This is a genomic window from Clostridium tertium (assembly GCF_017873245.1).
GTDB classification, from domain to species: domain Bacteria; phylum Bacillota; class Clostridia; order Clostridiales; family Clostridiaceae; genus Clostridium; species Clostridium tertium.
Window position 1 is genome coordinate 35,859 of sequence record NZ_JAGGJY010000018.1, and the last position, 26,550, is coordinate 62,408.

Genomic DNA, 26,550 nt, shown 5'->3' on the forward strand with positions numbered 1-26,550 from the left:
TTATGATTATTTTACTTAATCCTGCAAGTTTATTACTTGGTTTAATTGCTTGGATACTTCCAATAATTAGTCTTATGCAATATAAAAAACATAAAAATAAGAGTTGGATTATTCTTTCAATTATTAGTATCAGTTCTTGTGCAATTTCTTTATTTTTACAGATTATTTATAACAATCATTTGGTTCAAATAAATGATTGGTCTGCTCTTATGGATACGACTGATGCATTAGTATTCGTATCAGCAGTTTTGATTGTAGTTACTATAATTTTAAATACAGTAACCACATTTATATATTACAAAAAATTAGAAAATTAATATATAGTGGATTTTAAGTTGATATGAAAGTATTAGTAAGCTTACTGAAGATGAAGTTAAAGGTATAAAGTATAATTTAATATATTAAATATATTAAATTTATATTTTAAGTAGATAATTAATTGAATTCTTATAAGAAAATACTTAAATATTCTTATTATTTAGAAAGATTTGAAGAAATATTAGTATATTTGTGGTATAATTAATATACAACAGGTAGTTCCTAAAAGTTTTTAGCTGTAGGAGCTACTTTTTTCATTACAAATAACACACATAAGGGGGTAATTTTATGTTTAAAATAAATGATTATGTTGTATATGGTTCAAATGGAGTTTGTAAGGTTACAGATATAGAGCAGGTAACTTTAAGAAATGAAGAGTTAGAATATTATATTTTATCTCCAGTTTATAATGAAAAGATGACTATTAAAACACCTGTAAATAATCAAAAAATATTAATGAGAGAGCTTATGACAAAAGCTGAAATAGTGAATTTATTGAAAGAAATTTCAAAAAATGAGACTGTTGAAATAGAAGACTCAAGAAGAAGAGTTGAAGAATATAAGGCTATAATAAGAAGAGGTAATGCTGAGGAACTTATAAAGGTTATAAATTCGATAAAATTAGAAAAAGATGAAAAAATTTCAATAGGTAAAAAGCTTAATAAAACAGATGAAGATATTATGATTAGTGCGAGCAAGCAATTATATCAAGAAATGGCAATAGTCTTAGAGATTGATGTAGATGAAGTTCAAGATTATATTAAAAATAATATTTAAAATAGATTATAAGGTTAATTTTAATATAATAATATAATAAATATCTTTAAATTATTAATTTATATTTATATTTATATAAATTATAGGTCTAGAATAAGTATATTTTACAGTTAAATCTTTTATAAGAAATAAACCTATTTTATTTAATCTATATATGAGTTTGTATATTTAAGATTTAAATAGTGTTTATGAAATTTAATGTTTGTTAAATTATATTATAAATCATTTTATAAATTACATAAGTTAAAGTTCTAGACTTAAAATGACTGTTACACAATTGTTGTGGAACAGCCATTTTAAAGTTAAAAAATCTTTTCTATAGTTATATTACCATTTTCAATTCTATATATTGTATCTACTAAATCAAGAACACGCTCATCATGAGTTACCATTAAAGCAGCTTTATTATATTTTTTTATCTCATCTTTAATCATAGTAACAACTTCACGACCACGCTTGCCATCCAAACTTGCTGTTGGTTCATCTGCTAAAATTATATCTGGATGATTCATTAAAGCTCTTGCAATTGCAACTCTTTGTTTTTCACCACCAGATAATTTGGAAGGATAGTGATTAAGTCTATGTTCAAGTCCAAAATCTTTTAAAAGCTTATTAGCATAGTCATTAACTTCTTTTTTATTTTTATTTTTAGAAAGCTGTGGTATTAATTTTAGTTGATCAATAACTTTTAAATAAGGTATTAGTTGATGTGATTGAAAAACAAATCCTATTTGATTTCTTCTTATATCAGCTAATTCCTTTTTATCTTTCTCACTTAAATTTGTATCTCCAATTATTATTTCACCGCTACTTGCTGAAAGTAATGCTCCAGCAATGGATAAAAATGTACTTTTACCAGAGCCAGAAGGACCAACAATAGCAACAAATTCACCTGGTTTAACATTAATTGAAATGTTATTTAACACTGTATTTTCACTATCTCCATCTTTGTATGTTTTACTTATATTCTTTAATTGAAGTGCGTATTTTCTCATTAATAATTACCTCCTATTGCAGAAATAGCATCTACTTTTCTTATTTTTCTGATAGAAAATAAACTACTTAATAGTGCTATTGCTATAAATAATAGTGAAACTAAAGCTCCATCTTTATAACTCAATACAAAAGGCATGCTTGCTGGTAATATACTGGCTAAAGAAAATGTTAATACATTTCCTATAAGCATACTTATTACAGAAAGCATAAATACTTGAGTAGTTATAGATATTGCTAAAGTTGACATTTTAGCTCCTAAAGCTTTTAACACTCCGAATTCAGGTAACTTTTGCATAGTTGTTATATAGAAGAATACACCAACTATAAATGAAGATATTATTAATAAAAATACTAACATCATAAGAATAGTAGCTTGTTCTTGTGAATGTCCAGGAACATTTGAAATTATATCATTTTTAGTTAATAAAACTTTTTTATCTAAATTATCATTAACAAGATTAGTAAGTAAATCTAGGTTTTCTGAAGACTTGTCCATATTAATAGCTAATGCTTGAAAATTATCATAATCCCTACCAGTAGCAGAAGTCATTATATCTTTATATGTATCTAAAGAAATAACCCCTACAGAAATATGTGCATACATTTGATTTTTAGTAAATCCTACTACAGTTAATTCTAAATTAGAAGATGTATCTTTGATTTTATCTCCAATTTTTATACCATCTTCTTTAAATGAATTGTTTAAAACTATTTCTCTATCATTATTTAAGGTATTTCCTTCAATAACTTCAGGCATAAGAAAGGCTGATGGATCAATGGCTAAGTAAACTAAATTAATTTTTTTATCTAAGGAATCCATAGTGAAATTACTTGTATGTAAATTAATAGGAGTAGTATTTTCATTTAAATCTATTAATCCATTAAGGTTATTTAATTTCTTTAAATTATCCTTTTCGATAACTGAACGAGTAATTAATTTATCTGCAGAATCATCTAAAATATAATAATTTGCTTTAGAATTTTCAATGGAAGATCCAGTAGCTGCAGATAATCCTTTTGCAATACCTGATAAAAATAGTACTAGAAATATAATAAGAGTTAAGATTCCGATTATTAAACCAAATCTAGCCTTATTGTGCTTTAGTTCTTTTAATGCTAAAAACATAATTTAATTCTCCTTCTTTTGATTAATACTTATTAAAGTGTATATTATAAGCATGAATTAATTATGAACTATGTTCAATAAAAAATCAATATTAATTAATAATTTTTATTGAATAATTGAGATTTTATTTATAATAAAAATTATTTTCTTTGTGCATTTAGTGATATTTTATAAAAATATTTTTAATGAACAGTGCGAGTATACTTATTTTTATAAATAAAAAATATATTAATAAATTAAGCTTTATGCTAAAATAAGGAAAATGCTTTATATAGGGGGAGTAATGCAATGAATATTCGTAAAGTAAAGGCAGAAGATGCAGATAATTTATTAAAAATGTTTTTAGAGCTTGATAAAGAAACGAAATTTATGTTACTTGAGCCAGGGGAAAGGTCAAATGATGTTAGCAAAGTTAATCTTCTTATAAATCAATGTATAGAAGGAAGAAATTTGCTCTTAGTTGGAATTGATGATACTGAAAATATTATAGGTTTCCTTTCTGCACAAAGGGGAGTGCCAAAAAGAATAAGGCATACAGCTTATATTGTAGTTGGTATTCGTGAGGCTTTTAGAGGTATTGGGATTGGTAAAAAATTATTTTCAGAATTAGATATATGGGCAAAAGAAAATGATATTACAAGATTAGAATTAACTGTAGTTTGCCATAATAATGTTGCAAAACATTTATATGAACAAAATGGGTTTAAAGTGGAAGGAATTAAAAAAAATTCAATGATAGTTGATGGGAAATATGTAGATGAATATTATATGGCAAAGTTGAATTGATTAATTCTATAAATAAACCAGTATTAGTATATTTATAAAATACTATAATCATTACTATATTACATAAGTTAAAGTTATAGAGTTAAAATGTCTGTTACACAATTGTTGTGGAACAGACATTTTAATTAAAAGAGAAATAAGAATTACTCAACATCATTAAACATGAATATATCTGCATCTATATCGTTTTCCTTAAAAAATGTTTCTATTTTAAATCTAACTTCTAATAAAATATTTTTAATTAATTCAAATTTTTCATCACTAAATCTAAATGTTGGAATACTGACACTAAGTGATGCAATAGCTTTGGAATCTTTTAATAAAGGAATACTTATACAAGAAGTATAATCGTTTATTTCGGATTTTTCTATAGCATATCCATTAGTCTTAGCTTCTATTAATTCTTTTTCAAGTTTTTCAAAATCAGTTATAGTATTTTGAGTAAAGGCTTTTAATCCATCTGGATATAATTCTTTTAATTCATCTAAAGTCTTATTTATAAGTAAAGACTTTCCAATTGATGTACAATATGCAGGTAATCGTTTTCCGATTGATGAGATTAGTCTAATTGGTTCATCTGAATCAACTTTTTCTATATAAAGGACTTTATTTCCGTCTAAAATACCTAGCTGACATATCTCACCTGACTTTTTAACTATATATCGCATTTCAGATTTTATAAATTCTAAAACATTTTTGCTACTAGAATAAGATTTTCCAATGTAGTAGGAAGATATACCTATAGTATATTTTGAAGTATTTTTGTCCATGAATATAAATTTACGACTACACATAGTATGAACAACTGGTAAAATGCTACTTTTAGGTGCTTCAATAGCAGTAGCAATTTCAGTAAGAGTTAACCCCTCAGTATTTGAAGAGAGTACCTCTAAAATATCTAAAACTCTCTCAGTAGGTCTATGCTCGTTTTTTTTCATTTTATAATATCCTCCTTTGTTAATAAGTGAATTATAGCAAATATATATTAGAAAAACAATAAAATAAAATTTATAAAGTTGCTTGAAAATGTTTACTTTAGAAAGAAAAGGTGATATTATAATACTAACGAGTTCATAAATACGTACTCGGTATGTATATACGAACAAATTGAATTTATGAGGAGGATTACTATGATCATGAAATTTCTTAAAAAAGTGCCAGCAGGTATGATGATTGTTCCATTATTAGTAGGTGCTTTTTTAAACACTTTCTTTCCAGAAGCTTTACAAATTGGTTCATTTACAACAGCTGTTTTTTCTAATGCTGGAGCAGCAACTGCAATGGGAATTCAATTATTTTGCTTAGGTACAACTTTACAACTTAAAGATATGCCTAAAGTTCTTAAGCGAGGAGGAATACTTTTGCTATCTAAATTTGCAATTGGTGCAGTAATTGGTATTTCTATTGGTAAAATTTTTGGACTTGCTGGTGTTTTTGGATTAACAACATTATCAGTTATTAGTGCAGTTACAAATAGTAATGGTAGTATTTATTTAGCTTTAATGAAAACATACGGTGACGATACAGATTGTGCAGCAATGGCTTTATTAGCTTTAAATGATGGTCCATTCTTTACATTAATTGCTTTAGGTGCATCAGGATTGGCAAATATACCTACAAAAGCATTAGTAGCAACAATTATCCCTATAATAGTTGGAATGATACTTGGAAATATAGATAAAGATTTAAGAGATTTTCTAGAACCAGCTGGGAATATATTAATTCCTTTTGTTGGATTAACATTAGGAGCTGGAATAAATTTGAGTAATGTACTTAAAGGCGGGCCACAAGGAATTATATTAGGACTAATTACAGTAATTATAGGTGGGGCATTTATAGTATTTTGTGATGTTTTCATTGGAAAAAGACCGGGATATGCAGGATGGGCAGTAGCAACTACAGCAGGTAATGCAGTAGCAGTTCCAGCCGCAGTAGCATTAATAGATAGTAGCTGGGCGCCTTATCAAGCAACAGCAACAGCACAAGTCGCAGCAGCTGTTGTTGTTACAGCTATATTAGTTCCAATAATAACAGATTGGTGGGCAAAGAAGTATGGAAGTCCTAAAATGCCAATAGATAAATCTAATAGTAAAAATGTAATCGTTAATAATTAAATAGTAAATTTATAATTTATTTTAGGAGGTATAGATTATGATTAATTCAATGATAATCGATGAAAATGATAATGTTATAGTGGCAATTGAAGCAATAAAAAAAGGGTCAGATGTCAACTACAAATTAAATGGAGAAGTAAAGACAATAATCGCTATGGAAGATATTAAAATATATCATAAGGTATCGATTAGGGAAATAAAAAAAGGGGAGCCTATATTAAAATATGGTGAGCATATAGGTATTGCTGGTAAAGATATAGAAATTGGAATGCATGTACATGTTCATAATATAGAAAGTCATAGGGAAGAGTTATAGGAGGAATTGATATGAAATTTTTAGGATATAAAAGACCAGATGGAAGAGTAGGGATAAGAAATAAAGTATTTATATTACCTGCAAGTGTTTGTGCATCAGATACAACTAGAATAATAGCATCACAAGTAGAAGGAGCAGTGACTTTTAATAATCAAAATGGTTGTTCACAAGTAGCTGGAGATCAACAACTTACTATGGATGTAATGGCTGGGATGGCTGCTAATCCAAATGTATATGGAACAATAGTAGTGTCTTTAGGTTGTGAAAACTGTCAAATGGATTTGGTAGCAGATGCCATTAGTGAAAGAACGAATAAACCATTAGAAAAATTTATTATACAAGAAAATGGTGGAACAATAAAGACTATAGAAAGAGCAGTACGTGCGGCTAAAAAGATGGTACAAGAAGCTTCAATGTTACAAAGAGAAGAGTTCCCATTATCAGAACTTATTGTTGGTACAGAATGTGGAGGATCAGATCCAACAAGTGGACTAGCTTCTAATCCTTTAATTGGAGAATTAAGTGATAGGATGGTAGAAGCTGGAGGAACATCAATACTTTCTGAAACAACTGAATTTATAGGAGCTGAGCATATATTAGCAGCAAGAGCTAAAAATGAAGAAGTTAAGAATGATATATATAATATAGTTCATAGATATGAGAAAGCTCTACAATTAGTTGGAGAAGAGATAAGAGAAGGAAATCCATCACCAGGTAATATAGAAGGAGGAATAACTACTTTAGAAGAAAAATCTTTAGGATGCATTCACAAAGGTGGACATACACCTGTTAATGCAGTTTATGATTATGGTAAGCAAGTATCAGAAAAAGGTCTAGTTATTATGGATACTCCTGGAAATGATCCATCATCAGTAGCTGGTATGGTAGCTGGTGGAGCTCAAATAGTTGTCTTTTCAACAGGAAGAGGAACACCAACAGGAAATCCAATTACTCCAGTAATAAAAATTACAGGTAATAAAATAACTTATTCTAATATGATAGACAATATTGATATAGATGCTAGTCCATTGATTTATGGAACAAAGACTTTAAAAGAAATGGGAGATGAATTATTAAAAGAAGTTATTGATGTTTCATCAGGAAAGATAACAAAGGCAGAATCTTTAGGATATACAGAAACAGCAATAGCAAGACTTTGTAATTATGTATAAAGATTAATAATATATACCCTTTAGTAAGAAATGAAAACGAGGTAAATAAATGAAGTTCTTAAGATTTATTTGTAATGATAAAGAGTCATTAGGGGTTTTATCTAAGGATGAAAATTATGTGCTTGAGATTTCATCAATATTAAAAGATAAAGAATTTAAATCAATGGTGAACTTAATAGAAGATATTAATGACAAAGAGATAATTTCTTTAAGAAAAGGAATAGATGAAATCAGTAAATATAAATATCATAATTTAAAAGATGTGAAAATATGTTCACCAATAGATAGACCTATACACGATATTATATGTGTAGGGCTAAATTATAGAGATCATGTAGAAGAAACTAAAGAAAGTTTTAATAAAGGAAGTTTTAATGAACCAAAAGAAACAGTTTATTTTTCTAAAAGAGCTAATAAAATAATAGGACCTAATGAGAATATTATAAGTAGACTTGATTTAGATAATGAACTAGATTATGAAGTAGAACTTGCAGTTATAATTGGCAAAAAGGGAACTAGAATACCAAGAGAAAAAGCAGAAGAGTATATATTTGGCTACTCAGTTTTTAATGATATTTCGTCAAGAAGTATTCAGCAAAAACATGGACAATGGTTCAGGGGAAAAAGTATAGATACTTATGCAGCAATGGGACCATATATTTTGCATAAAGAAAGCCTGCCATTTCCAATAGAAGTTGATTTGGCTAGTTATGTAAATGGTGAGCTTAGGCAAAAGTCTAACACAAAATTATTTATATCAGATATTGCTAAAATAATTGAAGAGATATCTGACGGTATTACTTTAGAACCTGGAGATATAATTGCAACAGGAACTCCATCTGGAGTTGGAATGGGATATAATCCAAAGAAATTCATGAAAATAGGAGATACCGTAATTTGTGAAATTTCTAAGATTGGTAAGTTAATAAATATAGTAAAATAGTTGGATTAGAAAAGGAGAAATAATGAGAAAGTCAATGTTTTTAACACCAGTAGTAACAGCATTTGATCAGCAAGGAAATCTTGATATTCAAGCAAATAAAAATATATGGGATCATTTAATAAATGGAGGAGTTGATGGATTAGTTATTATGGGAAGTACAGGTGAGTTCTTCTCAATGACTAAGGAACAAAAAATACAGCTTATAGATGAAGTGCTTAGCTATACTAAAGGAAAAATAAAAGTATATATTGGTACAAGCTGCATGAGAGAAGATGAAACAATAGAGTTATCAAACTATGCATTGAATTCTGGAGCAGAAGCAGTTATGATAATAGGACCATATTATTTTTCATTATCAAATGAAAGTATAATAGAATATTATGATAAAATTGCTAAAAATATAAATGGAAATATTATATTATATAATTTTCCAGATAGAAATAGCTATGATTTATCAGCTGAAATAGTTTTAAATTTATTAAAGAAGCATAAGAATATTATAGGATATAAAGATACAGTGGTTGAAATGGGACATACTAGAAAGCTTATTAGAGAAATAAAAAAGGAATTTCCTGACTTTATAATTTTATCAGGATATGATGAAAATTTTGCACACAATATTCTAAGTGGTGGTGATGGATGTATTGGAGGTCTATCCAATTTATATCCAGAATTGTTTGCAGAGTGGGTAAAAGCCATAGATAATAAAGATATGATTGAAGTTTCTAGAATTCAAGAAATAGTAGATAAAATGATGGACATATATGATATTGGGAAGCCATTTATACCTGTCATTAAAAAAGCTATGATTTTAAGAGGATTAGATATAAAGGATTATTCAACTGCTCCTTTTATACAAGTAAATGAAGAACAAACAGATAAGATTAGAAATATTATGAAAGAAGTAGATCTTTTGTAATTATAAATTAGAATATTGATTATATTTTAAAAGCCTAAGTCTTTATATTTTAATAGACTTAGGCTTTTGTTCAAAATTAAGATGAAATTAAGGTCAGCTAAAAATAGCATTAAGATTGGAAATATATAATTGGTTCATAAAGTTTAAGAGGAGAGTAAAGATGAGCCAATATATTGTTAAAACAGAAAATTTAATTAAAAAATTTAATAATGTAAATAGTGTAGATAAAGTAAATTTAAAAGTTAGAGAAGGAGAAGTTTATGGATTCTTAGGTCCAAATGGAGCAGGAAAATCTACAACTATCAAAATGATATTAGGATTAATAAGACCTAATAGTGGAGAAATAAGTGTTTTTGGAAAATCAATTAAAGATAATAGAGAAGAAATACTAAAAGATATAGGTGCTTTAGTTGAAAGTCCTTCGTATTATGGACATTTAACAGCTTATGAAAATTTAGAGATTTTAAGAAGAGTATTAAAGGTAAGTAAAAATGAAATAGAAGAAAAATTGAAGTTAGTGAATTTATGGGATGCTAAAAATAAAAAGGTTAGAGAATTCTCATTAGGTATGAAGCAAAGATTAGGAATAGCACAAGCTCTTATGGGAAATCCAAAGCTTTTAATTTTAGATGAACCAACTAATGGATTAGATCCAGCAGGAATTATAGAAATAAGGAACTTAATAAAATATCTAGCTAAGGAAAAAAATATTACAATAATAATTTCAAGTCATATATTAAGTGAAATTGAATTAGTTGCTACAGAAGTTGCTGTAATAAATAAAGGAAAGTTATTATATCAAGGATCACTAGATGATTTAAAGAAAAATTCAACTAACGAAGTATTAATAGGTTTAGAAAAGCAAGAAGATAAGGATTCAGTATTTAAGTTACTTACTTCTAGGAAATATAGAGTTCAAGAAGAAAATGGAAAACTAAAAGTTAAAGGGAATAATGCTTCTGCATCTACACTTTGTAGAGATCTTGTTATGTCAGGTTATGAAATTAACTATTTATCACAAGAAAAAAGCTCCTTAGAGGAAATATTCTTAGGATTAACTAAGGAGGTTTAATTATGTTGATGACTTTAATAAAAAATGAATTTATAAAAGAAAAAAGAAATTTAGTAATTTTATTTATATTAGCTATTCCATTAGGTGTAGCAGCACTTTTATGTGTAGATTTTTTAATAAGATATGAAAGTTGGCTCTTGCCTCAAGCTATGGAAAAAGGCTTAACATCATGGCAGGTTTTAATAAAAGAACAAAGGATATTATATTTCAATGATTTTATGCCTATGTTTGCAGCATTAATTTTAGCTACATTATTTGAAAGTGAATATAAAAATAATTCATGGACATTTTTATTAACACAGCCAATAAAAAGAAGTAACATTTTAATATCAAAATATATAGTAGCAAGTTTTTATTGTATATTAATGCTACTATTAAATGTTATTTCTTTAATAATAGTAGGAATAATATTTAAGTTTAAAGAACCAATACCTTGGAAGTTTTTCATAGTTATGTTTGCAATACAATTAATATCATCATTAGTAATTATGGTTATACATTTATTTATAAACCTAAGAAATAAAAATTTGCTTATATCTTTAGGAACAGCAGCAGTATTAAGTATGATTTCTTCAAATATTTATTATAATGATTCGTTCATTAAAAATATTAATCCATATGGATTTTCTTTATTTTCAATAACTCAAGGTAAAAATGAAATAACCTTAGTTCTAGTTATATCTATATTTGTATTATTAATAGGTTCTTTATTAATTAAAGCCTATTTTAATAATAAGAAAATTTATTAGGTGGAGGGATAGAAATGGAATTATTAAAAATAGAATTATTAAAAGTTAAAAAGAGCTCTTTATTACTTTTAGCTTTAATTATCCCAATACCAGTAGTGCTAATAGTTATGAAAAGAATACAAGTCATGGGAAGTATGAATGGGATAAGTCTTAATGAAGAAATATTTATATTTTCGGCAATTGCTTATTTATCATTAATTTTACCACTACAAAACATATATACAGCATGTGTAATAACAAAGTTAGAAAATGATAATTGTGGTTGGAAACAATTGATGCTTTTACCCATTAAGAAAAGTAGTATTTATTTTTCTAAGTATAAAGTAATGATTGTTACTTTAATTGCTTCAATCCTATCATATTTTACTTGTATAGTTTTATCTGAATTTTATTTAAGTAAGAGTTTAAGCTTTAATTTTCAATTGTTATCATATGCTTTGCAAATTTTTATAACAACATTACCTATATTAATTTTACTATTTATATTTGGTAGAAATTTTTCAAGTATAATACCATTGATTTCAATTGGAGTTATTATGTTAATTACAAATATATTTATAGCACAAAGTAGATTTTGGGTGTATGCTCCTTGGACATATTCCATGATGATAGTTGGAGGAAATATAAGTAGCTTTGAAAGATATATAACACTTGTGGTATCTATATTGTTATCTATTGTAATGTTTTCTCTAGATTTTATAAGGTTTACCAAATCAGATATAAAGTAAAAGATAATTATGGTAAAATGTAACTAATGGGATGTAATGGAATAGATAACAATTACATCTGAATTTTGAATACATTTCATATATGTAGTTTCTTAAAATATTTGAAACTAGAGGATATTATTATAAAAGAATTTTTGATATGCAGTGTTTTAAGCTAAATGTATTGTAAGTATGATGTAAGGTGGATATCGGTATTATAATTAGATAACTTGGAGAATTTAACAAAAAGGAGTTGGCATCATGGTTATGGATGAAATATTAAATAAAAAGATAATGTTAGTAGATGACGAAAGAGAGCTACTATCATTATTAAAAGAAGTATTTATAAAAGAAGGATTTAAAGAAATATATGCAGTTGATAATGGTATAGATGCAATATTACAGGTTAAAGAAAAAAATCCGGATATAATAATTTTAGATGTTAATTTGCCTGATATAGATGGGTATAAAGTTTGTGATAGAATTAGAAAATTTTCTACATGTCCAATTATATTTTTAACTGCAATGGGTGAAGATGAAGAAAAAATTAAAGGATTAGAAGCTGGTGGAGATGATTATGTAACTAAGCCTTTTAACATAAAAGAAGTTGTTCTTAGGGTTAAATCTCAACTAAGGAGAGGAAGTATAGTAAGTGAAGTGAAAACTAATTTATATACTTTTGGTAATATATCTATTAATGAAGAAACAGGAGAAGTGAAAAAAGGTAAAGAAAACATATTGCTAACAGCTAAAGAATACTCATTAATCTTATTTCTTGTTAAAAATATTAATAAGGTATTTAGTAAAAGCTCATTATGCGAGGCAATTTGGGGATATGAATATGATGGGTATGACAATACAATTATGGTTCATATAAGGCATTTAAGAGAAAAGCTAGAAGATAATCCAAGTAATCCAAAACATATAAAAACTTTGAAGGGGATTGGCTATAAGCTAGTTAATTAATATGAAAGTAAAATTAACCATTAAATTAATAATATCTATGATATTAGTTTTTTATATAACAATGATAGTTTATGGGATGTTAAATTTAGTAATATATAATAGTAATATAACCTTTGGAGAAGAATTATTTAGTGTATCATTTAAAGTTTCAGAGTTTATGGAACCATATATAGAAGATTTAGAAAAAGGAAATGATTTTAAATTAGATGATAATAATACAAATAAATTAATTGAAAATAACATATGGATACAGGTTTTAGATAAAGAAAATAATGAAATATATGAAGTAAATAAGCCTGCAAATGTACCAAGTAATTATCTTACGGCAGATTTAATAGATTTTATACAAGATCCATGGGGAAGTAAGGCACCTACTACTATTTCTATAAATAATATAGCTAAAGGAAATGAAAATTATACATTATTAGTTGGTTTTCCAATAGATAAAATTTTTAGATTTAAAATGATATTTACAGAGGAAAGTTTTAAATATCATATTTCAATTATTATTTTTGTATTAATTTTAATGACTATTGTAGCTTATATATTTAGTCGAAGTTTAGTTAAGCCAATGGTATCAGTTGTTGAAGATATAGATGATTTAAAAAATGGAATATATGAAAATAAGAAAAATAAGCAAGGGATATTTAAAGAGGTAAGCAAAAATATTAATAACTTATCTATTATTTTAAAGGAAAATGAAATAGAGAGAAAAGAAGCAGATAAAGCAAAAGAAGAATGGATAGCTAATATTAGCCATGATTTAAAAACTCCATTAAGCTCAATTAAAGGATATGCACAACTTTTAAATGGAGATCAATATGAGATAAATATTGACGAAGCCAAAAGATATGGTAGTGCTATTTTAGATAACAGCAATTATATTCAAGATTTAGTTAATGATTTATCTTTAGTTTACAAATTGAAAAATAAAGTGCTTCCTATTAATTTTAAGGAAGAAAATTTAATTAATTTAGTACAAGAAAGTATAATAGACTTATTAAATAATATTAAATATAGTGATAGAGAAATAAATTTTAATTATCATGATGAAAATATAAGATTAAACTGTGATAAAAAATATTTAAAAAGAGCAATAAATAATCTTATAATAAATTCTTTAGAGCATAATTCTAAAGATACTATCGTTGATGTTTTTGTATTAAAGAAAGAAAATAATATAAATATAATTGTAGAAGATAATGGGCAAGGAATAAGAAAAGAAGATCTAAAAAATATCTTTAATAGGTACTATAAAGGAGTAAATACAAGTTCAGCATCTAATGGATCAGGCCTTGGAATGGCAATAGCTAAAGAAGTAATAGAATCTCATAATGGAAGTATTAATATAGAAAGTGAAGTTGGAGTAGGTACTAAAATAATTATAGCTATAAAGTATTAAGTACAATACTTATAATTAAAAAAGCAGTAAATAGGTTTGTGGATAATAAATCTATTTACTGTTTTTTTATAACTTAATATATAGATATTAATATATCATATTAATATCATATTGCTTTTAGTGCCATAATAGAATTTAATAGGATTAAAATGTGAATAAAATAAAGTTTTGGGATAAAGTGTATATATTTTAAATTTATTATTGCATAATTATAATATAGAGCTATTTAATAATAATGAGATAGTATAAAATAGGTAAAATAATAAAAGGGGAATATTAAAAGTAAAATATGGGGTGATATGATGAGATTAATAATACACGATTTAAAAAGTGAAGAATTTGAAAAATTGTTTCCTAATGGATTAGAAGATACAAGTGTAATTTCAGATGATGGTAGTATTCATAATTGTATTGGATGTTTCGGTTGTTGGCTAAAAACACCTGGAGCTTGCGTTATAAGAGATAAATATGGTGATATGGGAGAATACTTATCAAAATGTGATGAAGTTATTATAATAAGTGAATGTGTTTATGGAGGGTTTAGTCCATTTGTAAAAAATGTTTTAGATAGGAGTATTTCTTATGTATTACCTTTCTTTAAAATAAATAATGGGGAAATGCATCATCAAAGAAGATATGATAATAAAGTTGATATGAAGGTTTGGTTTTATGAAAATAAAATAACAGAGAAAGAAAAGCAAACTGCAAGAAGAATAGTAAAAGCCAATTGTATAAATCTATACTGGGAGATATCAAATGTTTCATTTGTTAATGATATTAAGGAAATGGAGGGGCTGATACTATGAAAATAACATTGATAAACGGAAGTCCTAAAGTGAAAGATAGTGCTTCAGGACTTATATTAAATGAATTAAAAATTTTCTTGAATAATAGTGAGGATGAAGCAGAGAGAAACATAAGTATTTCTGAATATAATTTTAGAAAAAATAAGTTAGATAGTGCTGTAATTGAAGAAGTAGTAACATCTGATATTTTAGTTTTTATATTCCCTTTATATGTAGATGGAGTTCCATCTCATTTATTAAGTTGCCTTGTTCAGTTAGAAGAAATCTTAAAAAATATCAAAGAAAAAAATATTAAAGTTTATGCTTTAGTTAATAGTGGATTTTATGAAGGAGAGCAAAATAAGTCAGCTATTGAAATAATTGAAAATTGGTCTGGAAAATGTGAACTTAAATGGGGACAGGGGATTGGTATTGGTGCTGGTCCACTTTTACACTCAGTTAAAGATGTTCCAGAAGGCCATGGACCTAAGAAAAATTTAGGAAGTGCATTAACTACTATTTCAAAAAATATATTAAATGCTTCAAGTGACGATAATATATTCATTTCTGCAAATTTTCCGAGATTTGCATATAAGTTTGCTGCAGAGATGGGATGGAAGCAAGCTATTAAAGCTAATAAATTGAAGGTAAGAGACTTATATATAAGAAAATAAAAAAGATAAAATCTGGGTAATAGTGAAGTTCGCTTAGAACCCAGATTTTGTGTTTTGTAAACTTTTCCAGAAAGGCATAATAGTATATATTACATAGAAATATTAGGAGAATATAAATGGAATTAGACAAAAATTCAAGAAAAAAGTGGAGAGGAATTGAAATAGTAGGTCTAGCTTTAGTTATTATTTCGTTCATAACGCTTTTAGTATCACCAGAATCAATATCAGGTTTGTTTGATAGTATTACAAAACAAGTATTCCCTATAGTAGTTGATGTATTTCTATTAAGTGAAGTTGGAGTAGCTATTATAATAAGTGTAATAGTAGGGAGAGTTTTAGAAAGATTAGGTTTCACAGATGCACTAATTAGGATTTTTATTCCTATAATGAAAATATTTAAGGTAAATCCTTCTGTAATTATCCCAAGCGTATATAATGTATTAGGTGATATTAATGCAGCAGGGGCTATATCAGGGCCTGTTTTAAAAAAGGCAAGAGCTACAAAAGCGGAGCAAAAAATTGCTATAGCAACTATGATACAATCTCCTCAATCTTTTGCAACGCTTGTTCTTGGGATAGTAGCTTTAACTAAGTTTGGAATATCAGCATTACCTTTAGTATTAATTAGTGTCTTTTTACCTATAGTACTGGTTCCAATTATTTTATCTAAAACCGTATATAGGGATACTAAAGCAGTAGAATTAGAAGAATTACCAAGGTTTACTCCAGAAACTAAATTATTAGACACAATATTTAGTTCTGCAAAAGAAGGAGCATATCTTTTGTTTTTAGTGATTATTCCAGCAGTGGCGGCAGTATTTACTATAATTGGTATTTTAGATTTCTTCGGAATTTGGACAGTTATACAAAGTGGAATGACAACAGTTCTTCAATGGTTAAGTATAGAGCCAGTAACAGGTATTGTATCTGTATTAGCAAGCCCAACTTTGGCAATGGCACAGTTAAATGAAACGAGTAATATTGCACCAGCACTTGTAGTAGGAGGATTTGTTCTTGCAAATTCGGGCTTACCATTATCAGTACTATTTGGACAAATACCTGTAACTTGGAAAGAAAATTCAGATTTAAATGAAAGAGAAGCATTATTAGCAGGGGTATTGGGTACTGCAATTAAATTTGTAAGTTGCTTAATAATAGGATTACTTTTAACACCATTAATTATATAGAGGTTGATATGAATAATAAATATATTGTAACATCAAATAAGATAATCACAGTAAGTGACATTAAAACTTTAAGCAATGGGGCCTTTGTAGTAAGTGATGGAATAATAAGTGATATAGGTGATTATAATGATATTAAATCCAAGTATAAGGATTTAGAAGTTATAGATTTTAAGGATTTAGTAATTACACCATCACTTATAGATTGTCATACGCATTTATTTGAATATGCTCCATCAACAGTTTATCCAGTCACAGAAGAAACTTATGAAATAGCACAAGATACTTTAATTTTAAATGGATTAATGTCTGGAGTAACAGCTTTTGGTGAACAAGTTTGTGGATCACCAATGTATGAAATGAATTTAAATAAGATTAAGGAAAAAATGAAAACATTGCCTTTAGATATAGTATTTTCAACTAACAGCATAACAATAGGATTTGAAAATTTAGTTAATTTAACAGCTGTTACAGGAAAAAGTTCAGTTGATAAAGAAACACTTATAAATGAAGAAATATTAGAAAAGATAATTGATGAAAGTGAATATCCAGGAGAAAATGTATTTATAAATGCCACTCCTGCTAATTTAAAAGAAGAATTAGTTCCAAAGGCAGGAGAAATAATTTATACACAAGAAGAATTAAATAAAATATCAAAAATGTTTCATAATAAAGGAAAGAAGATAGGATGCCATGTTGCTGGAGAAGAAGGAATAAAAATGGCCATAGAAGCTAAAATAGATGTTATACACCATGGACATGGAATAACAAATGAATTAATTAAAAAAGCAAAAGAAGAAAATATAATAATTGTTGCAACACCATTAGGTGGGACACACTTAAAACCAAATTCACCAGAAGAAATTGAAGCATTAGTTAAAGAGGGAATAATTATAGCAATAGCAACAGATTCATATCTACCTCCAGATATAAATCTGCCATGGTTAAACTTTGAAGATGATAGCCCAAGAGGACCAGAAGTATTAATGAAAATATCAAATCAAGGTATGCTTAAGTTAAAAGATGCGGGATTAGATGAAAATGAAATTTTATCATTAATAACTTTAAATGGAGCTAAGGTATTAGGATTAGAAGAAAAAATAGGAGCATTAAAAGTTGGAATGAAAGCAAATTTTATAGCAAGCAAAGGAATACCTGGATTAGAAATTACTGATATTAAGGATATTATTAAAGTATTTTATAAAGGAAAGTGTGTAATAGATAAGGAAAGATAATAATAGTAAAAATGAATGAATAATATTAGAAAAAGTGAATATGTAGTTATGAAATCAGCATATACTTAAGTTTTGATGTATATGCTGATTTATTTTTTTATTTATAATAAATTGTAAAGAAATTTATTGAAGTTTTTATAGAAAATATGAAATTTAATCTAATTAATAAGTGTAAGGACCTTACGGAAAGGAGAAGTTTATGAGAATAAATGAAGAGAACTTCAAAATGCATTTATTAAATAAAAATGAAAAAGGTAAATATGACTTAGGTGATTTTGGAACATTTGAAATATTAGATATCAATAATGAAGAAGATAAGATAATAATTAAAGTAAGAGTAACTGGAGAGCAAGCATGGGAAAACTTCTATATAAGAAATGATGTTGAAAATGAATATTATAAGAGAGTTTCGTTTTACAAAAAGAATATCAACAATAAAATTGATATTCTTTTTAATATATAAATAATGTCTTAAAATAGTAATACAAACATTACCAAGATTAATATTCGATATAAATACACATAATATGGATTGGAAAATATATTATATGTGATGATAAAAATGAGAACACTTTCAGAAATTGAAAAATTATCTTTGGCAGCCGTGCTAAAAATGGAAAATGACGGACTAATTATGCAAAGAGCAATATCTACATTAATATCTGATGAAGATTTAAAAAGACAGACAGATGCAAGTATTTTAGCATCAGAGGGAAGAATTAAAGGAATACAACAATTTATAAAAGAAAATAACGTTTTAATTGTAAAGGAGGATTAATATATGAAGAATATGATTGGGAAGTTAATTAAAAATAATATTGATATAAATGATGAAATCATAGCTTTAAGTATGCTTTCTTCGGCTAAAGAAGCTGCAGATTTGTATCTTAATTCTACATTAACAAGTAGTACGCCTGAATTGAGAGCGATATATTCAGCTTCATTAGGACAAATGGTAGAAGGTCATACAGCTCTTACAGAGTTAAGTATTACTAAGGGGTGGATTAAACCTTATAGTCCTTCAGTTGATCAGTTGACTTGTGCATATAATGAATCAAAAAGTGTTATTAATGAAAATAAATAAAAAATACTTATTAAAATTTAAGAATTCTAATTACTATTGAGAATATTTCAAAATGAAAAGATAATATAAGTGAAACTTAGTGGGGTGATTATCCAATTAAGGATTTGAATTCTAAAATATCTAATATTTTTATAGATTATTAATTTTCAGACTGGTTAATATAATAGTGTCAACAAAAATAATATGAAAAGGAGATGTAAGATATGGCATCAAATAATAATGGAAGTAACAGAAATTTAGTACCAGAAGCAAAAGCAGGATTAAACAGATTAAAAAATGAAGTTGCAACAGAAGTTGGATTAAGCAACTATGAAAGTGCAGATAAGGGAAACCTTACTTCAAGACAAAATGGAAGTGTTGGCGGAGAAATGGTTAAGAGAATGGTTGAACAATACGAAAACCAAATTAAATAATCAATAAAACCAAAAACATAGTATAAATAATACTAATATGAAAAAGGATTAATGATAACAAAATATTCATTAATCCTTTTATTATTTTGTTTAATTATAGTAAAAAGTAAATATACTTTTTACCTTAAAAGATTTATAAATGCATATATAATATAAAGAAAGAAATACAAAAAAACAATCTTAACTAATATACTCGTAAATGATGATAAAACAAACAAAAAATAAAATATACTAATAATAAAATAAATATAAATAAGATTAAAGTATATAATACTTAAAAAATAAAAAAGTTTCTAGATAAAATATTTATAATTAAAAAATATAAAATAAAAGTATTAAAAAATCTTTAAAACTGTAGAAAAGAAGAAAGTGTATTAAGTAGAGTAATAATATTATAAGTAAAAAATCAAAAGTATAAAATAGTCTTATTAATATGATAAAAGTAAAGGATTTAAATATAAATAATATTATAAGTTTTAACTAAATTATATCTTTATAATAAATTTAAAATTTTTATGATAATACTTTAAAATATGCTTTAAATCATACGAAAATATAAAGTGAAGTAATAATTATAATTAAATAACAAATAATTACAAAAGAAAGGATAAAATAAAAATGAAGTTTTTTATTAATTTAAAAGTAAAAAATAAACTTATATCAATATTTTCAGTAATATGTATTCTAATGTTATTGATTGGTGCTACAGGGCTCTTTAGCTCGTGGTCAATTAACAAAAATGCAAATAATATGTATAGTACTAATTTAGTATCTATTAAAAATTTACAATCTCTGAAATCAAATTTAAATTATGATTATATTAATATAATAAAAATGATTTCTGATAAAAATAAAGATAAGTTAGATGAAGAAATAAGATTAATTGATGGTATAGTTTTTCAAAATGAAGAATTAATAAAGGAATATGAAGACCTAGATATTACAGAAGAGGAAAAAAGTTTGTTTTTAGACTTTAAAGAGGATTTATTTAAATATAGGGAATTAAAATTAAAAGTATTTGATTTATTAAAATCAAATAAATATGATGAAGCAGAAACTATCAATAATTCAGAGATAGAAAAAATAATAGATTCTATGTTTAATAAGTTGATAAAGGCAATTGAAATAAATGAAAACTTAGCTCAAAATACTAATTTAAAAAACATAAATGAATTTAATAAATTTTCGTACATAGTTTTAATTTCTACAGTAATAACATTTTGTATTATAATCTTTATGGCTTATATATTAAGTAAAAATATTATAGATCCGCTAAATAAAATAAAAAATCTAGCTTATAGATTATCTAGTTACGATTTCTCTATTCCAATTAGTATAACTAGAAAAGATGAATTTGGAGAAACAGCTATAGCTTTAAATTCAGCTCAAGAAAATGTAAATGACTTAATAAAAATGATTATGGAAAACTCAGAAGATATAAGTGCTTCATCAGAGGAGCTTTCAGCAACTGTAGAGGAATTATTATCAAAAGTAGAAATTATTGATGAAGCAGTTAATAATATTGCTGCAGGAATGGAAGAATCAAGTGCTGCATCTGAAGAAATAAGTGCTTCTGTTCAAGAAGTAGATGCAAGTATAAATGTATTATCTGCTACTGCAATGGATGGAAGTAATAATGCAAATAAATCAAAATCTAGAGCATCTGAAGTTAAAAATAATAGTGAAAAAGCAATTGAAGAGACAATAAAGATATATGATGAAAAACAAAATAAGATGAAAAAAGCAATTGAAGATGGAAAAATAGTAGAAACTATTAAAGTAATGGCAGATACAATAGGAAGTATAGCAGAACAAACAAATTTACTTGCATTAAATGCAGCTATTGAAGCAGCAAGAGCAGGGGAACAAGGTAAAGGATTTGCTGTTGTAGCAGATGAAGTAAGGAAACTTGCAGAAGAATCAAAGGAGTCAGCATTTACTATTCAAGAAACAATTAAAAATGTTCAAGCTGCCTTTAAGAGTAGTAATGAAACAGGTAATGAAATATTAGAATTTATAAATAAAGATGTAAATGCACAATTTCAAGCATATAAAGAAACAGGAAATCAATACTATAATGATTCAGATCTTGTAAGTAAAATGTCTGATGAAATTGCAGCTATGTCAGAAGAAATTACAGCTACAATCGGACAAGTTAGTGAAGCAGTCCAAAATATGGCGGAATCTTCACAAAAGTCAAGTGAAGATTCAGTTATAATCAAGGAAAGCATGGATGAAACTACAAGAGCTATAGAGCAAGTTTCTCTAACAGCACAAAGTCAAGCTGAGCTTGCACAAAATCTTAATGAAATGGTATTAAAATTTAAAATTTAGGTATTAAGTTTATAAAAAGCTAGACAAATTAGGATTGTCTAGCTTTTTAATGTATCGTTACACTTTTTATTTGAAATTGATTTATAAAGTTGTTATAATATAGCAAAATATTTATTATATATGATACAAAAGAGAAAATTAGGAGAAAGAGATGAATACACAAAAGATAATAATAGTAATTTTATTAGCACTAGTTATAGCAGTAATTTTAATTAGAAAGGCTAAATCAAAGCATGAATTAAATTTAGGGGAAAAGGAAGTAAATCAAGTCCTTAGTAAATTAAAAGGATATAAACTATTGAGTGACATACTAATAAAAAGGGAAAATGGTTCGAGCCAAATTGACCATATATTAATAGGCAAAAAGGGAATATTTGTAATAGAAACAAAGGATTATAGTGGTTCAATATATGGAGAACAATATTCAAAATATTGGATACAAATTATAAATAGAAATAAAAATGAATTTTATAATCCTATTAGACAAAACTATGGACATATAAAAGCTTTAGAAGAATATATAGGCAGAAAAGGAGTATTTATATCAGTAATAGTTTTTACAAACAAATCAAAATTAAAGAAAGTAAAAACGGAGACTCCAGTAATTCAACTTAAAAAACTAAAGAAATTTATAAAAAAATATTCTTCCGATATAAGACTCTCAAAGGAAGAAATTGAATGTATTTATAATTCAATAAAGAAGGGGAACGTACATAGTAATAGAGCTAGAAAAAAACATGTTAAAAGGATTAATAGAAATATTTCATAGGGAAAGCTTTGTTAAGTTATAAATTTATAACTAATTATAACTAAGTTTATATCAGGATAAAATTTAATTTATACAGAAATATTAATATAATTTATATTATTAAAATCAGGAATAATTTAGTATATATATTCCTGATTTTTATTTTTGAGTATTTTAAAGTATTTTTGAGTATTTTGAAGAATTATAATAATGAATAAAGATTTCTATAAATATATATAACTATATTAAAAAATAAAGTCTAAATATCTAATATAAGTGACGTGGACATTAAAAGAAGTCGGGATTATAATGAGTAAGTTAGATTTTTAATTTGTTAACATAGGAAGGAAAAGTAAGAAAATGAATAAAAAGGTTAGCATAGCGTCTCTTTTAGTAGCATTAGGAATTGTATATGGAGATATAGGTACATCACCTCTCTATGTTATGAAATCAATGCTAGGAGTGGACAATGGATACATATCGAGTCAGCTTATTTTGGGAGGAGTATCTCTTGTTTTTTGGACTTTAACGCTTCAAACAACAATAAAATATGTGATGATAACTTTAGAAGCAGATAATAAAGGTGAGGGAGGTATATTTTCTTTATATACCCTTGTTAGAAAAAAGGCCAAGTGGCTAATTATACCTGCAGTTATAGGTGGAGCAACATTACTTGCAGATGGAATGATCACGCCACCAGTAACAGTAACATCTGCAATAGAAGGTTTAACTTTAGTTTTTCCAATAGAAACTAAAGGAATAATTATAATTGTTATAAGTATAATAACAGCATTATTTTTACTTCAAAGATTTGGAACTGATGTAATAGGAAAAGTATTTGGACCAATGATGGTTATATGGTTTTTTATGCTTTTTGCTTTAGGATTTAGTCAAGTAATGCAGTATCCTCAAATAATAAAAGCCTTGAATCCTTATTATGGAATTAATTTATTAATTACAAATCCTAGAAGTGTTTATATTTTAGGTGCTGTTTTCCTTTGCACTACTGGAGCAGAAGCACTTTATTCAGATCTTGGACACTGTGGAAAGAAAAATATTCACTATACATGGGTGTTTGTAAAAATATGTTTAGTTGTAAATTATTTAGGTCAAGGTGCATGGTTAATGTTAAGAGAGGGAAGTGTAATTACTGAAAATCCATTCTTTTTAATTATGCCAAGTTGGTTTGTTATACCAGGAACTATAATAGCTACAATTGCAGCAATTATTGCTAGCCAAGCGTTAATTACAGGATCATTTACTTTAGTTTCTGAAGCAATTAAATTAAATATGTTCCCAAAACTTCAAGTAAGATATCCTAATGAGGATAAGGGAAAAATTTATATACCAGCTGTTAACTATTTATTATATATTGGGTGTGTATTATTAGTTTTAAAATTTCAAAAATCAGAAAATATGGAAGCAGCATACGGCTTGGCAATTACGATAACAATGCTTATGACAACTATTTTATTATCTCAATATTTGAGATTTAATAGAAAGAAAAAGATTATGTCTGTAATAGTATTTGCAACATTTATGGTTATAGAAACTGCATTCCTATATGCTAATTTATTTAAATTTATACATGGTGGATATGTTACTATTATAATTGCAGGTGCTCTTATATTCCTAATGTATATTTGGATTTACGGTACGATAATTAGAAAAAGATTTAGTGAATATGTCAATATACTAGCTTATAAAAAACACTTTAAATCATTGCAAGAAGATAAAGAAATACCTTTATATGCAACTAATCTTGTTTATTTGACAGAATCACAAGATAATAAGAAAATAGAAAGTAAGATAATATTTTCTATTTTTAATAAACAACCTAAACGTGCAAAATTCTATTGGTTTATAAATGTTAGAGTAACAGATGAACCATATACTACAGAATATAGTGTAAAAACAATTGTTCCAAATGAAGCATTTAGTATTCAATTTAATCTAGGTTTCCGTATAGACCAAAAGATAAATGTGTTTTTACATCAAATAATTCAAGATTTAGTTAAAAGTGGTGAAATTAAATATACTCCAAAGGATTATACTATTAATCAAAATGGAAAATTTGTTGTTGGAGATTTTAAATTTGTATTATTAGAAGAAGTACTTTCTAATGAACATGAGCTTTCTAGGTGGGATAACTTTATAACTAGTATAAAATTATTAATTAAAAAATGGACTGTTTCACCAGCTAAATGGTTTGGGATAGATACTAGTATTGTTAAAATAGAGAAAGTTCCAATTATAATAGGTTGTAAAGATGTATTAACTTTGACAAGGATAAATTAAAAATATTAATATAGTAATAAAAATGCATTAAAGAATAATTAATATAGGGAAATGCTGAATTACGATAAGTTAATATATTAAAAATAAATAGAATGAATTGATAAAATTATAAAGGTAGGCTTTTAATTGATATGGTCCTGTTAAGTACAAAGGGGACAGCTCAAATAAGTCTATCTTATTTTTTATAGTTTAATAATTAAGATATAGTTTATAAGAATAAATTGAAATTTTATGGAATGAAAATATGTATATTATATATTGACTATAAAATATACATATGATATTGTATACCTATGTTAATATTAACATAGGTTAGAGGAGGAATAATAATGACAATAGATTATGCAATTTTAGGAATGTTAAGTTGGCAACCATTGACTGGATATGATATAAAAAAAATTATTCAAGAGTCCCCATTTTTTTACTGGTCAGGTAATAATAATCAGATATATAAATCACTAGTTCAATTACTGGAAAAGAATTTAGTAGTGAATGAAGTGAAGCATCAAGAAAGTGCCCCTTCTAAAAAAATATATTCCATTACAGAATTAGGATTAAAAGAATTAGAAAATTGGATTATTAATACTAATGTTGAAGTACCTGAATTTAAAAAGCAATTTTTAATACAGCTTGCGTGGTCAGGGCGTTTAGATATTAATGAGGTTGAGTTATTACTATCAAAATATGAAGCAGAAGTTAAAAAATATATATCTATGTATAAAGAGGAACAAAGAAGAGAAAAGCATTTTAAAGATCGTACTAATCAAGAGTATTTTATTTGGAAAATGCTTTATGAAAATATGATTATGTCATATGAAAATGAATTGAAATGGATTGAAAAAGTAAAAGAAGGTTTATTAAATAATTTAAATAAGGGGAATTAAAATGAAAATTACAAAGGTAAGTAATAAAGGAATAGAAGTTGCTATTATAGAAAGTAAAGATGTAATATTAACGGATGTACAATCAGCATTAGATTTAATGGCTACAATATCATATGAAACTGGTTGCTATAGAATTGCTATTAATAAAGAAGCTGTAATAGAAGATTTCTTTAAGTTAAGCACAGGAATTGCAGGTGATATTTTACAACGCTTTATCAATTACAAAACTAAATTTGCTATTTGGGGAGATTTTTCTGTGTATACAAGTAAAGCATTAAAAGATTTCATTTATGAAAGTAATAGAGGCAATAGTATATATTTTACTTCTACTCAAGAAGAAGCAATTAATAAGTTGGCTAATAAAAAATAAAAAAGATTATGGAGAAAATAAAAAACTCCATAATCTTTTTTTATGGTAAAACTTAGTTGAATCATACTTTTATGCTATAATTTAAATAAATAATAATTTTTATTTGATAATATTTATTTTAATTGAATGAGTTTTAAGATTTATTAGTAATATTAATAGATATTTATATAATAAGGAA

The 26,550-nt window shown here is 26.2% G+C and carries 29 protein-coding genes; 26 read left to right on the forward strand and 3 right to left on the reverse strand.

All coding sequences use genetic code 11. The annotated features are described in order from the left end of the window. Nucleotides 1-2 precede the first annotated feature (2 nt). Nucleotides 3-317 carry a hypothetical protein gene (locus tag J2Z25_RS16300; protein WP_209741320.1) on the forward strand — a complete coding sequence of 105 codons (315 nt, stop codon included), beginning with the start codon at nt 3-5 and terminating at the stop codon, nt 315-317. A 289-nt stretch (nt 318-606) separates the two neighbouring features. After that, on the forward strand, nt 607-1,095 hold the full coding sequence (locus J2Z25_RS16305) for a CarD family transcriptional regulator (RefSeq protein WP_209741321.1): 489 nt from the start codon (nt 607-609) through the stop codon (nt 1,093-1,095). A 302-nt stretch (nt 1,096-1,397) separates the two neighbouring features. On the opposite strand, the gene J2Z25_RS16310 is transcribed toward J2Z25_RS16305, so the two are convergent. Together J2Z25_RS16310 and J2Z25_RS16315 are read right to left on the reverse strand one after the other, a co-directional pair. Next, nucleotides 1,398-2,090: an ABC transporter ATP-binding protein gene (locus J2Z25_RS16310; RefSeq protein WP_209741322.1), complete on the reverse strand. Its 693-nt coding sequence runs from the start codon at nt 2,088-2,090 to the stop codon at nt 1,398-1,400. Next, the gene (locus J2Z25_RS16315) at nt 2,090-3,217 is read right to left on the reverse strand and encodes an ABC transporter permease (protein ID WP_209741323.1); all 1,128 of its coding nucleotides are present in this window, start codon (nt 3,215-3,217) and stop codon (nt 2,090-2,092) included. The genes J2Z25_RS16310 and J2Z25_RS16315 overlap by 1 nt, the downstream gene beginning before the upstream one ends. Nucleotides 3,218-3,505: 288 nt before the next feature. Here J2Z25_RS16315 and J2Z25_RS16320 point away from each other — a divergent pair, with 288 nt between their 5' ends. Further along, nucleotides 3,506-4,003 carry a GNAT family N-acetyltransferase gene (locus tag J2Z25_RS16320; RefSeq protein WP_209741324.1) on the forward strand — a complete coding sequence of 166 codons (498 nt, stop codon included), beginning with the start codon at nt 3,506-3,508 and terminating at the stop codon, nt 4,001-4,003. A 143-nt stretch (nt 4,004-4,146) separates the two neighbouring features. On the opposite strand, the gene J2Z25_RS16325 is transcribed toward J2Z25_RS16320, so the two are convergent. Then, the gene (locus tag J2Z25_RS16325; protein ID WP_111927819.1) at nt 4,147-4,941 is read right to left on the reverse strand and encodes an IclR family transcriptional regulator; all 795 of its coding nucleotides are present in this window, start codon (nt 4,939-4,941) and stop codon (nt 4,147-4,149) included. A 192-nt stretch (nt 4,942-5,133) separates the two neighbouring features. Between J2Z25_RS16325 and J2Z25_RS16330 the strand changes: the two genes are divergently transcribed. From J2Z25_RS16330 to J2Z25_RS16440, 23 genes are all read left to right on the forward strand, one after another. Continuing rightward, nucleotides 5,134-6,117: a 2-keto-3-deoxygluconate permease gene (locus J2Z25_RS16330; RefSeq protein WP_097033346.1), complete on the forward strand. Its 984-nt coding sequence runs from the start codon at nt 5,134-5,136 to the stop codon at nt 6,115-6,117. A 37-nt stretch (nt 6,118-6,154) separates the two neighbouring features. Next, on the forward strand, nt 6,155-6,433 hold the full coding sequence (locus J2Z25_RS16335) for a UxaA family hydrolase (protein WP_097033347.1): 279 nt from the start codon (nt 6,155-6,157) through the stop codon (nt 6,431-6,433). 11 nt (nt 6,434-6,444) lie between these two features. Continuing rightward, nucleotides 6,445-7,605, forward strand: coding sequence for a UxaA family hydrolase (locus J2Z25_RS16340; protein ID WP_111927817.1), 1,161 nt, complete (start codon nt 6,445-6,447; stop codon nt 7,603-7,605). Between the two features lie 49 nt (nt 7,606-7,654). Beyond that, entirely contained in the window at nt 7,655-8,548 is an 894-nt protein-coding gene (locus J2Z25_RS16345; RefSeq protein WP_209741325.1) for a fumarylacetoacetate hydrolase family protein, read from the forward strand. Between the two features lie 22 nt (nt 8,549-8,570). Beyond that, on the forward strand, nt 8,571-9,467 hold the full coding sequence (locus J2Z25_RS16350) for a dihydrodipicolinate synthase family protein (RefSeq protein WP_111927815.1): 897 nt from the start codon (nt 8,571-8,573) through the stop codon (nt 9,465-9,467). Nucleotides 9,468-9,627: 160 nt separating this feature from the next. Next, nucleotides 9,628-10,539 (forward strand): ABC transporter ATP-binding protein, encoded by a 912-nt coding sequence (locus tag J2Z25_RS16355; protein ID WP_111927814.1) that lies wholly within the window; start codon nt 9,628-9,630, stop codon nt 10,537-10,539. A 2-nt stretch (nt 10,540-10,541) separates the two neighbouring features. Next, on the forward strand, nt 10,542-11,288 hold the full coding sequence (locus J2Z25_RS16360) for an ABC transporter permease (protein WP_111927813.1): 747 nt from the start codon (nt 10,542-10,544) through the stop codon (nt 11,286-11,288). 14 nt (nt 11,289-11,302) lie between these two features. Continuing rightward, the gene (locus tag J2Z25_RS16365; RefSeq protein ID WP_209741326.1) at nt 11,303-12,016 is read left to right on the forward strand and encodes an ABC transporter permease; all 714 of its coding nucleotides are present in this window, start codon (nt 11,303-11,305) and stop codon (nt 12,014-12,016) included. Between the two features lie 240 nt (nt 12,017-12,256). Further along, the gene (locus tag J2Z25_RS16370) at nt 12,257-12,961 is read left to right on the forward strand and encodes a response regulator transcription factor (protein WP_209741327.1); all 705 of its coding nucleotides are present in this window, start codon (nt 12,257-12,259) and stop codon (nt 12,959-12,961) included. A 1-nt stretch (nt 12,962) separates the two neighbouring features. Further along, nucleotides 12,963-14,363 carry a sensor histidine kinase gene (locus J2Z25_RS16375; protein ID WP_209741328.1) on the forward strand — a complete coding sequence of 467 codons (1,401 nt, stop codon included), beginning with the start codon at nt 12,963-12,965 and terminating at the stop codon, nt 14,361-14,363. Nucleotides 14,364-14,665: 302 nt separating this feature from the next. Continuing rightward, entirely contained in the window at nt 14,666-15,169 is a 504-nt protein-coding gene (locus tag J2Z25_RS16380; RefSeq protein WP_097033355.1) for a flavodoxin family protein, read from the forward strand. Next, nucleotides 15,166-15,822 carry an NADPH-dependent FMN reductase family protein gene (locus J2Z25_RS16385; protein ID WP_209741329.1) on the forward strand — a complete coding sequence of 219 codons (657 nt, stop codon included), beginning with the start codon at nt 15,166-15,168 and terminating at the stop codon, nt 15,820-15,822. Before J2Z25_RS16380 ends, J2Z25_RS16385 begins: the two co-directional genes overlap by 4 nt. A gap of 116 nt (nt 15,823-15,938) precedes the next feature. Beyond that, a complete protein-coding gene (locus J2Z25_RS16390; protein WP_209741330.1) occupies nt 15,939-17,009 on the forward strand; it encodes a hypothetical protein in 1,071 nt (356 codons plus the stop codon). Between the two features lie 8 nt (nt 17,010-17,017). Then, a complete protein-coding gene (locus J2Z25_RS16395; RefSeq protein WP_209741331.1) occupies nt 17,018-18,241 on the forward strand; it encodes an amidohydrolase family protein in 1,224 nt (407 codons plus the stop codon). Between the two features lie 199 nt (nt 18,242-18,440). Next, the gene (locus J2Z25_RS16400) at nt 18,441-18,704 is read left to right on the forward strand and encodes a hypothetical protein (RefSeq protein WP_209741332.1); all 264 of its coding nucleotides are present in this window, start codon (nt 18,441-18,443) and stop codon (nt 18,702-18,704) included. 99 nt (nt 18,705-18,803) lie between these two features. Beyond that, nucleotides 18,804-19,019: a hypothetical protein gene (locus J2Z25_RS16405; protein WP_111927805.1), complete on the forward strand. Its 216-nt coding sequence runs from the start codon at nt 18,804-18,806 to the stop codon at nt 19,017-19,019. 3 nt (nt 19,020-19,022) lie between these two features. After that, the gene (locus tag J2Z25_RS16410; RefSeq protein ID WP_209741333.1) at nt 19,023-19,325 is read left to right on the forward strand and encodes a spore coat protein; all 303 of its coding nucleotides are present in this window, start codon (nt 19,023-19,025) and stop codon (nt 19,323-19,325) included. Between the two features lie 203 nt (nt 19,326-19,528). Next, nucleotides 19,529-19,738 (forward strand): alpha/beta-type small acid-soluble spore protein, encoded by a 210-nt coding sequence (locus J2Z25_RS16415; protein WP_008678918.1) that lies wholly within the window; start codon nt 19,529-19,531, stop codon nt 19,736-19,738. 618 nt (nt 19,739-20,356) lie between these two features. After that, nucleotides 20,357-22,072, forward strand: a complete 1,716-nt coding sequence (locus tag J2Z25_RS16420) for a methyl-accepting chemotaxis protein (RefSeq protein WP_209741334.1) — start codon at nt 20,357-20,359, stop codon at nt 22,070-22,072. A gap of 151 nt (nt 22,073-22,223) precedes the next feature. Then, a complete protein-coding gene (locus J2Z25_RS16425) occupies nt 22,224-22,841 on the forward strand; it encodes a nuclease-related domain-containing protein (protein ID WP_209741335.1) in 618 nt (205 codons plus the stop codon). Between the two features lie 339 nt (nt 22,842-23,180). Further along, on the forward strand, nt 23,181-25,118 hold the full coding sequence (locus tag J2Z25_RS16430) for a KUP/HAK/KT family potassium transporter (protein WP_111927802.1): 1,938 nt from the start codon (nt 23,181-23,183) through the stop codon (nt 25,116-25,118). A 329-nt stretch (nt 25,119-25,447) separates the two neighbouring features. Continuing rightward, the gene (locus J2Z25_RS16435) at nt 25,448-26,002 is read left to right on the forward strand and encodes a PadR family transcriptional regulator (protein ID WP_172617190.1); all 555 of its coding nucleotides are present in this window, start codon (nt 25,448-25,450) and stop codon (nt 26,000-26,002) included. 1 nt (nt 26,003) lies between these two features. Beyond that, the gene (locus J2Z25_RS16440; protein ID WP_111927800.1) at nt 26,004-26,372 is read left to right on the forward strand and encodes a DUF4180 domain-containing protein; all 369 of its coding nucleotides are present in this window, start codon (nt 26,004-26,006) and stop codon (nt 26,370-26,372) included. Nucleotides 26,373-26,550 lie beyond the last annotated feature (178 nt).

What these genes read in the sequence shown, in the direction of transcription:
- J2Z25_RS16390 (WP_209741330.1), top strand. Translation starts at nt 15,939, where the DNA reads ATGGAATTAGACAAAAATTCAAGAAAAAAGTGGAGAGGAATTGAAATA.
- J2Z25_RS16400 (WP_209741332.1), top strand. Translation starts at nt 18,441, where the DNA reads ATGAGAATAAATGAAGAGAACTTCAAAATGCATTTATTAAATAAAAAT.
- J2Z25_RS16420 (WP_209741334.1), top strand. Translation starts at nt 20,357, where the DNA reads ATGAAGTTTTTTATTAATTTAAAAGTAAAAAATAAACTTATATCAATA.
- J2Z25_RS16350 (WP_111927815.1), top strand. Translation starts at nt 8,571, where the DNA reads ATGAGAAAGTCAATGTTTTTAACACCAGTAGTAACAGCATTTGATCAG.
- J2Z25_RS16425 (WP_209741335.1), top strand. Translation starts at nt 22,224, where the DNA reads ATGAATACACAAAAGATAATAATAGTAATTTTATTAGCACTAGTTATA.
- J2Z25_RS16410 (WP_209741333.1), top strand. Translation starts at nt 19,023, where the DNA reads ATGAAGAATATGATTGGGAAGTTAATTAAAAATAATATTGATATAAAT.
- J2Z25_RS16330 (WP_097033346.1), top strand. Translation starts at nt 5,134, where the DNA reads ATGATCATGAAATTTCTTAAAAAAGTGCCAGCAGGTATGATGATTGTT.
- J2Z25_RS16310 (WP_209741322.1), bottom strand. Translation starts at nt 2,090, where the DNA reads ATGAGAAAATACGCACTTCAATTAAAGAATATAAGTAAAACATACAAA.
- J2Z25_RS16325 (WP_111927819.1), bottom strand. Translation starts at nt 4,941, where the DNA reads ATGAAAAAAAACGAGCATAGACCTACTGAGAGAGTTTTAGATATTTTA.
- J2Z25_RS16315 (WP_209741323.1), bottom strand. Translation starts at nt 3,217, where the DNA reads ATGTTTTTAGCATTAAAAGAACTAAAGCACAATAAGGCTAGATTTGGT.
- J2Z25_RS16435 (WP_172617190.1), top strand. Translation starts at nt 25,448, where the DNA reads ATGACAATAGATTATGCAATTTTAGGAATGTTAAGTTGGCAACCATTG.
- J2Z25_RS16320 (WP_209741324.1), top strand. Translation starts at nt 3,506, where the DNA reads ATGAATATTCGTAAAGTAAAGGCAGAAGATGCAGATAATTTATTAAAA.
- J2Z25_RS16355 (WP_111927814.1), top strand. Translation starts at nt 9,628, where the DNA reads ATGAGCCAATATATTGTTAAAACAGAAAATTTAATTAAAAAATTTAAT.
- J2Z25_RS16385 (WP_209741329.1), top strand. Translation starts at nt 15,166, where the DNA reads ATGAAAATAACATTGATAAACGGAAGTCCTAAAGTGAAAGATAGTGCT.
- J2Z25_RS16430 (WP_111927802.1), top strand. Translation starts at nt 23,181, where the DNA reads ATGAATAAAAAGGTTAGCATAGCGTCTCTTTTAGTAGCATTAGGAATT.
- J2Z25_RS16340 (WP_111927817.1), top strand. Translation starts at nt 6,445, where the DNA reads ATGAAATTTTTAGGATATAAAAGACCAGATGGAAGAGTAGGGATAAGA.
- J2Z25_RS16300 (WP_209741320.1), top strand. Translation starts at nt 3, where the DNA reads ATGATTATTTTACTTAATCCTGCAAGTTTATTACTTGGTTTAATTGCT.
- J2Z25_RS16405 (WP_111927805.1), top strand. Translation starts at nt 18,804, where the DNA reads ATGAGAACACTTTCAGAAATTGAAAAATTATCTTTGGCAGCCGTGCTA.
- J2Z25_RS16370 (WP_209741327.1), top strand. Translation starts at nt 12,257, where the DNA reads ATGGTTATGGATGAAATATTAAATAAAAAGATAATGTTAGTAGATGAC.
- J2Z25_RS16360 (WP_111927813.1), top strand. Translation starts at nt 10,542, where the DNA reads ATGTTGATGACTTTAATAAAAAATGAATTTATAAAAGAAAAAAGAAAT.
- J2Z25_RS16365 (WP_209741326.1), top strand. Translation starts at nt 11,303, where the DNA reads ATGGAATTATTAAAAATAGAATTATTAAAAGTTAAAAAGAGCTCTTTA.
- J2Z25_RS16305 (WP_209741321.1), top strand. Translation starts at nt 607, where the DNA reads ATGTTTAAAATAAATGATTATGTTGTATATGGTTCAAATGGAGTTTGT.
- J2Z25_RS16380 (WP_097033355.1), top strand. Translation starts at nt 14,666, where the DNA reads ATGAGATTAATAATACACGATTTAAAAAGTGAAGAATTTGAAAAATTG.
- J2Z25_RS16335 (WP_097033347.1), top strand. Translation starts at nt 6,155, where the DNA reads ATGATTAATTCAATGATAATCGATGAAAATGATAATGTTATAGTGGCA.
- J2Z25_RS16345 (WP_209741325.1), top strand. Translation starts at nt 7,655, where the DNA reads ATGAAGTTCTTAAGATTTATTTGTAATGATAAAGAGTCATTAGGGGTT.
- J2Z25_RS16395 (WP_209741331.1), top strand. Translation starts at nt 17,018, where the DNA reads ATGAATAATAAATATATTGTAACATCAAATAAGATAATCACAGTAAGT.
- J2Z25_RS16415 (WP_008678918.1), top strand. Translation starts at nt 19,529, where the DNA reads ATGGCATCAAATAATAATGGAAGTAACAGAAATTTAGTACCAGAAGCA.
- J2Z25_RS16375 (WP_209741328.1), top strand. Translation starts at nt 12,963, where the DNA reads ATGAAAGTAAAATTAACCATTAAATTAATAATATCTATGATATTAGTT.
- J2Z25_RS16440 (WP_111927800.1), top strand. Translation starts at nt 26,004, where the DNA reads ATGAAAATTACAAAGGTAAGTAATAAAGGAATAGAAGTTGCTATTATA.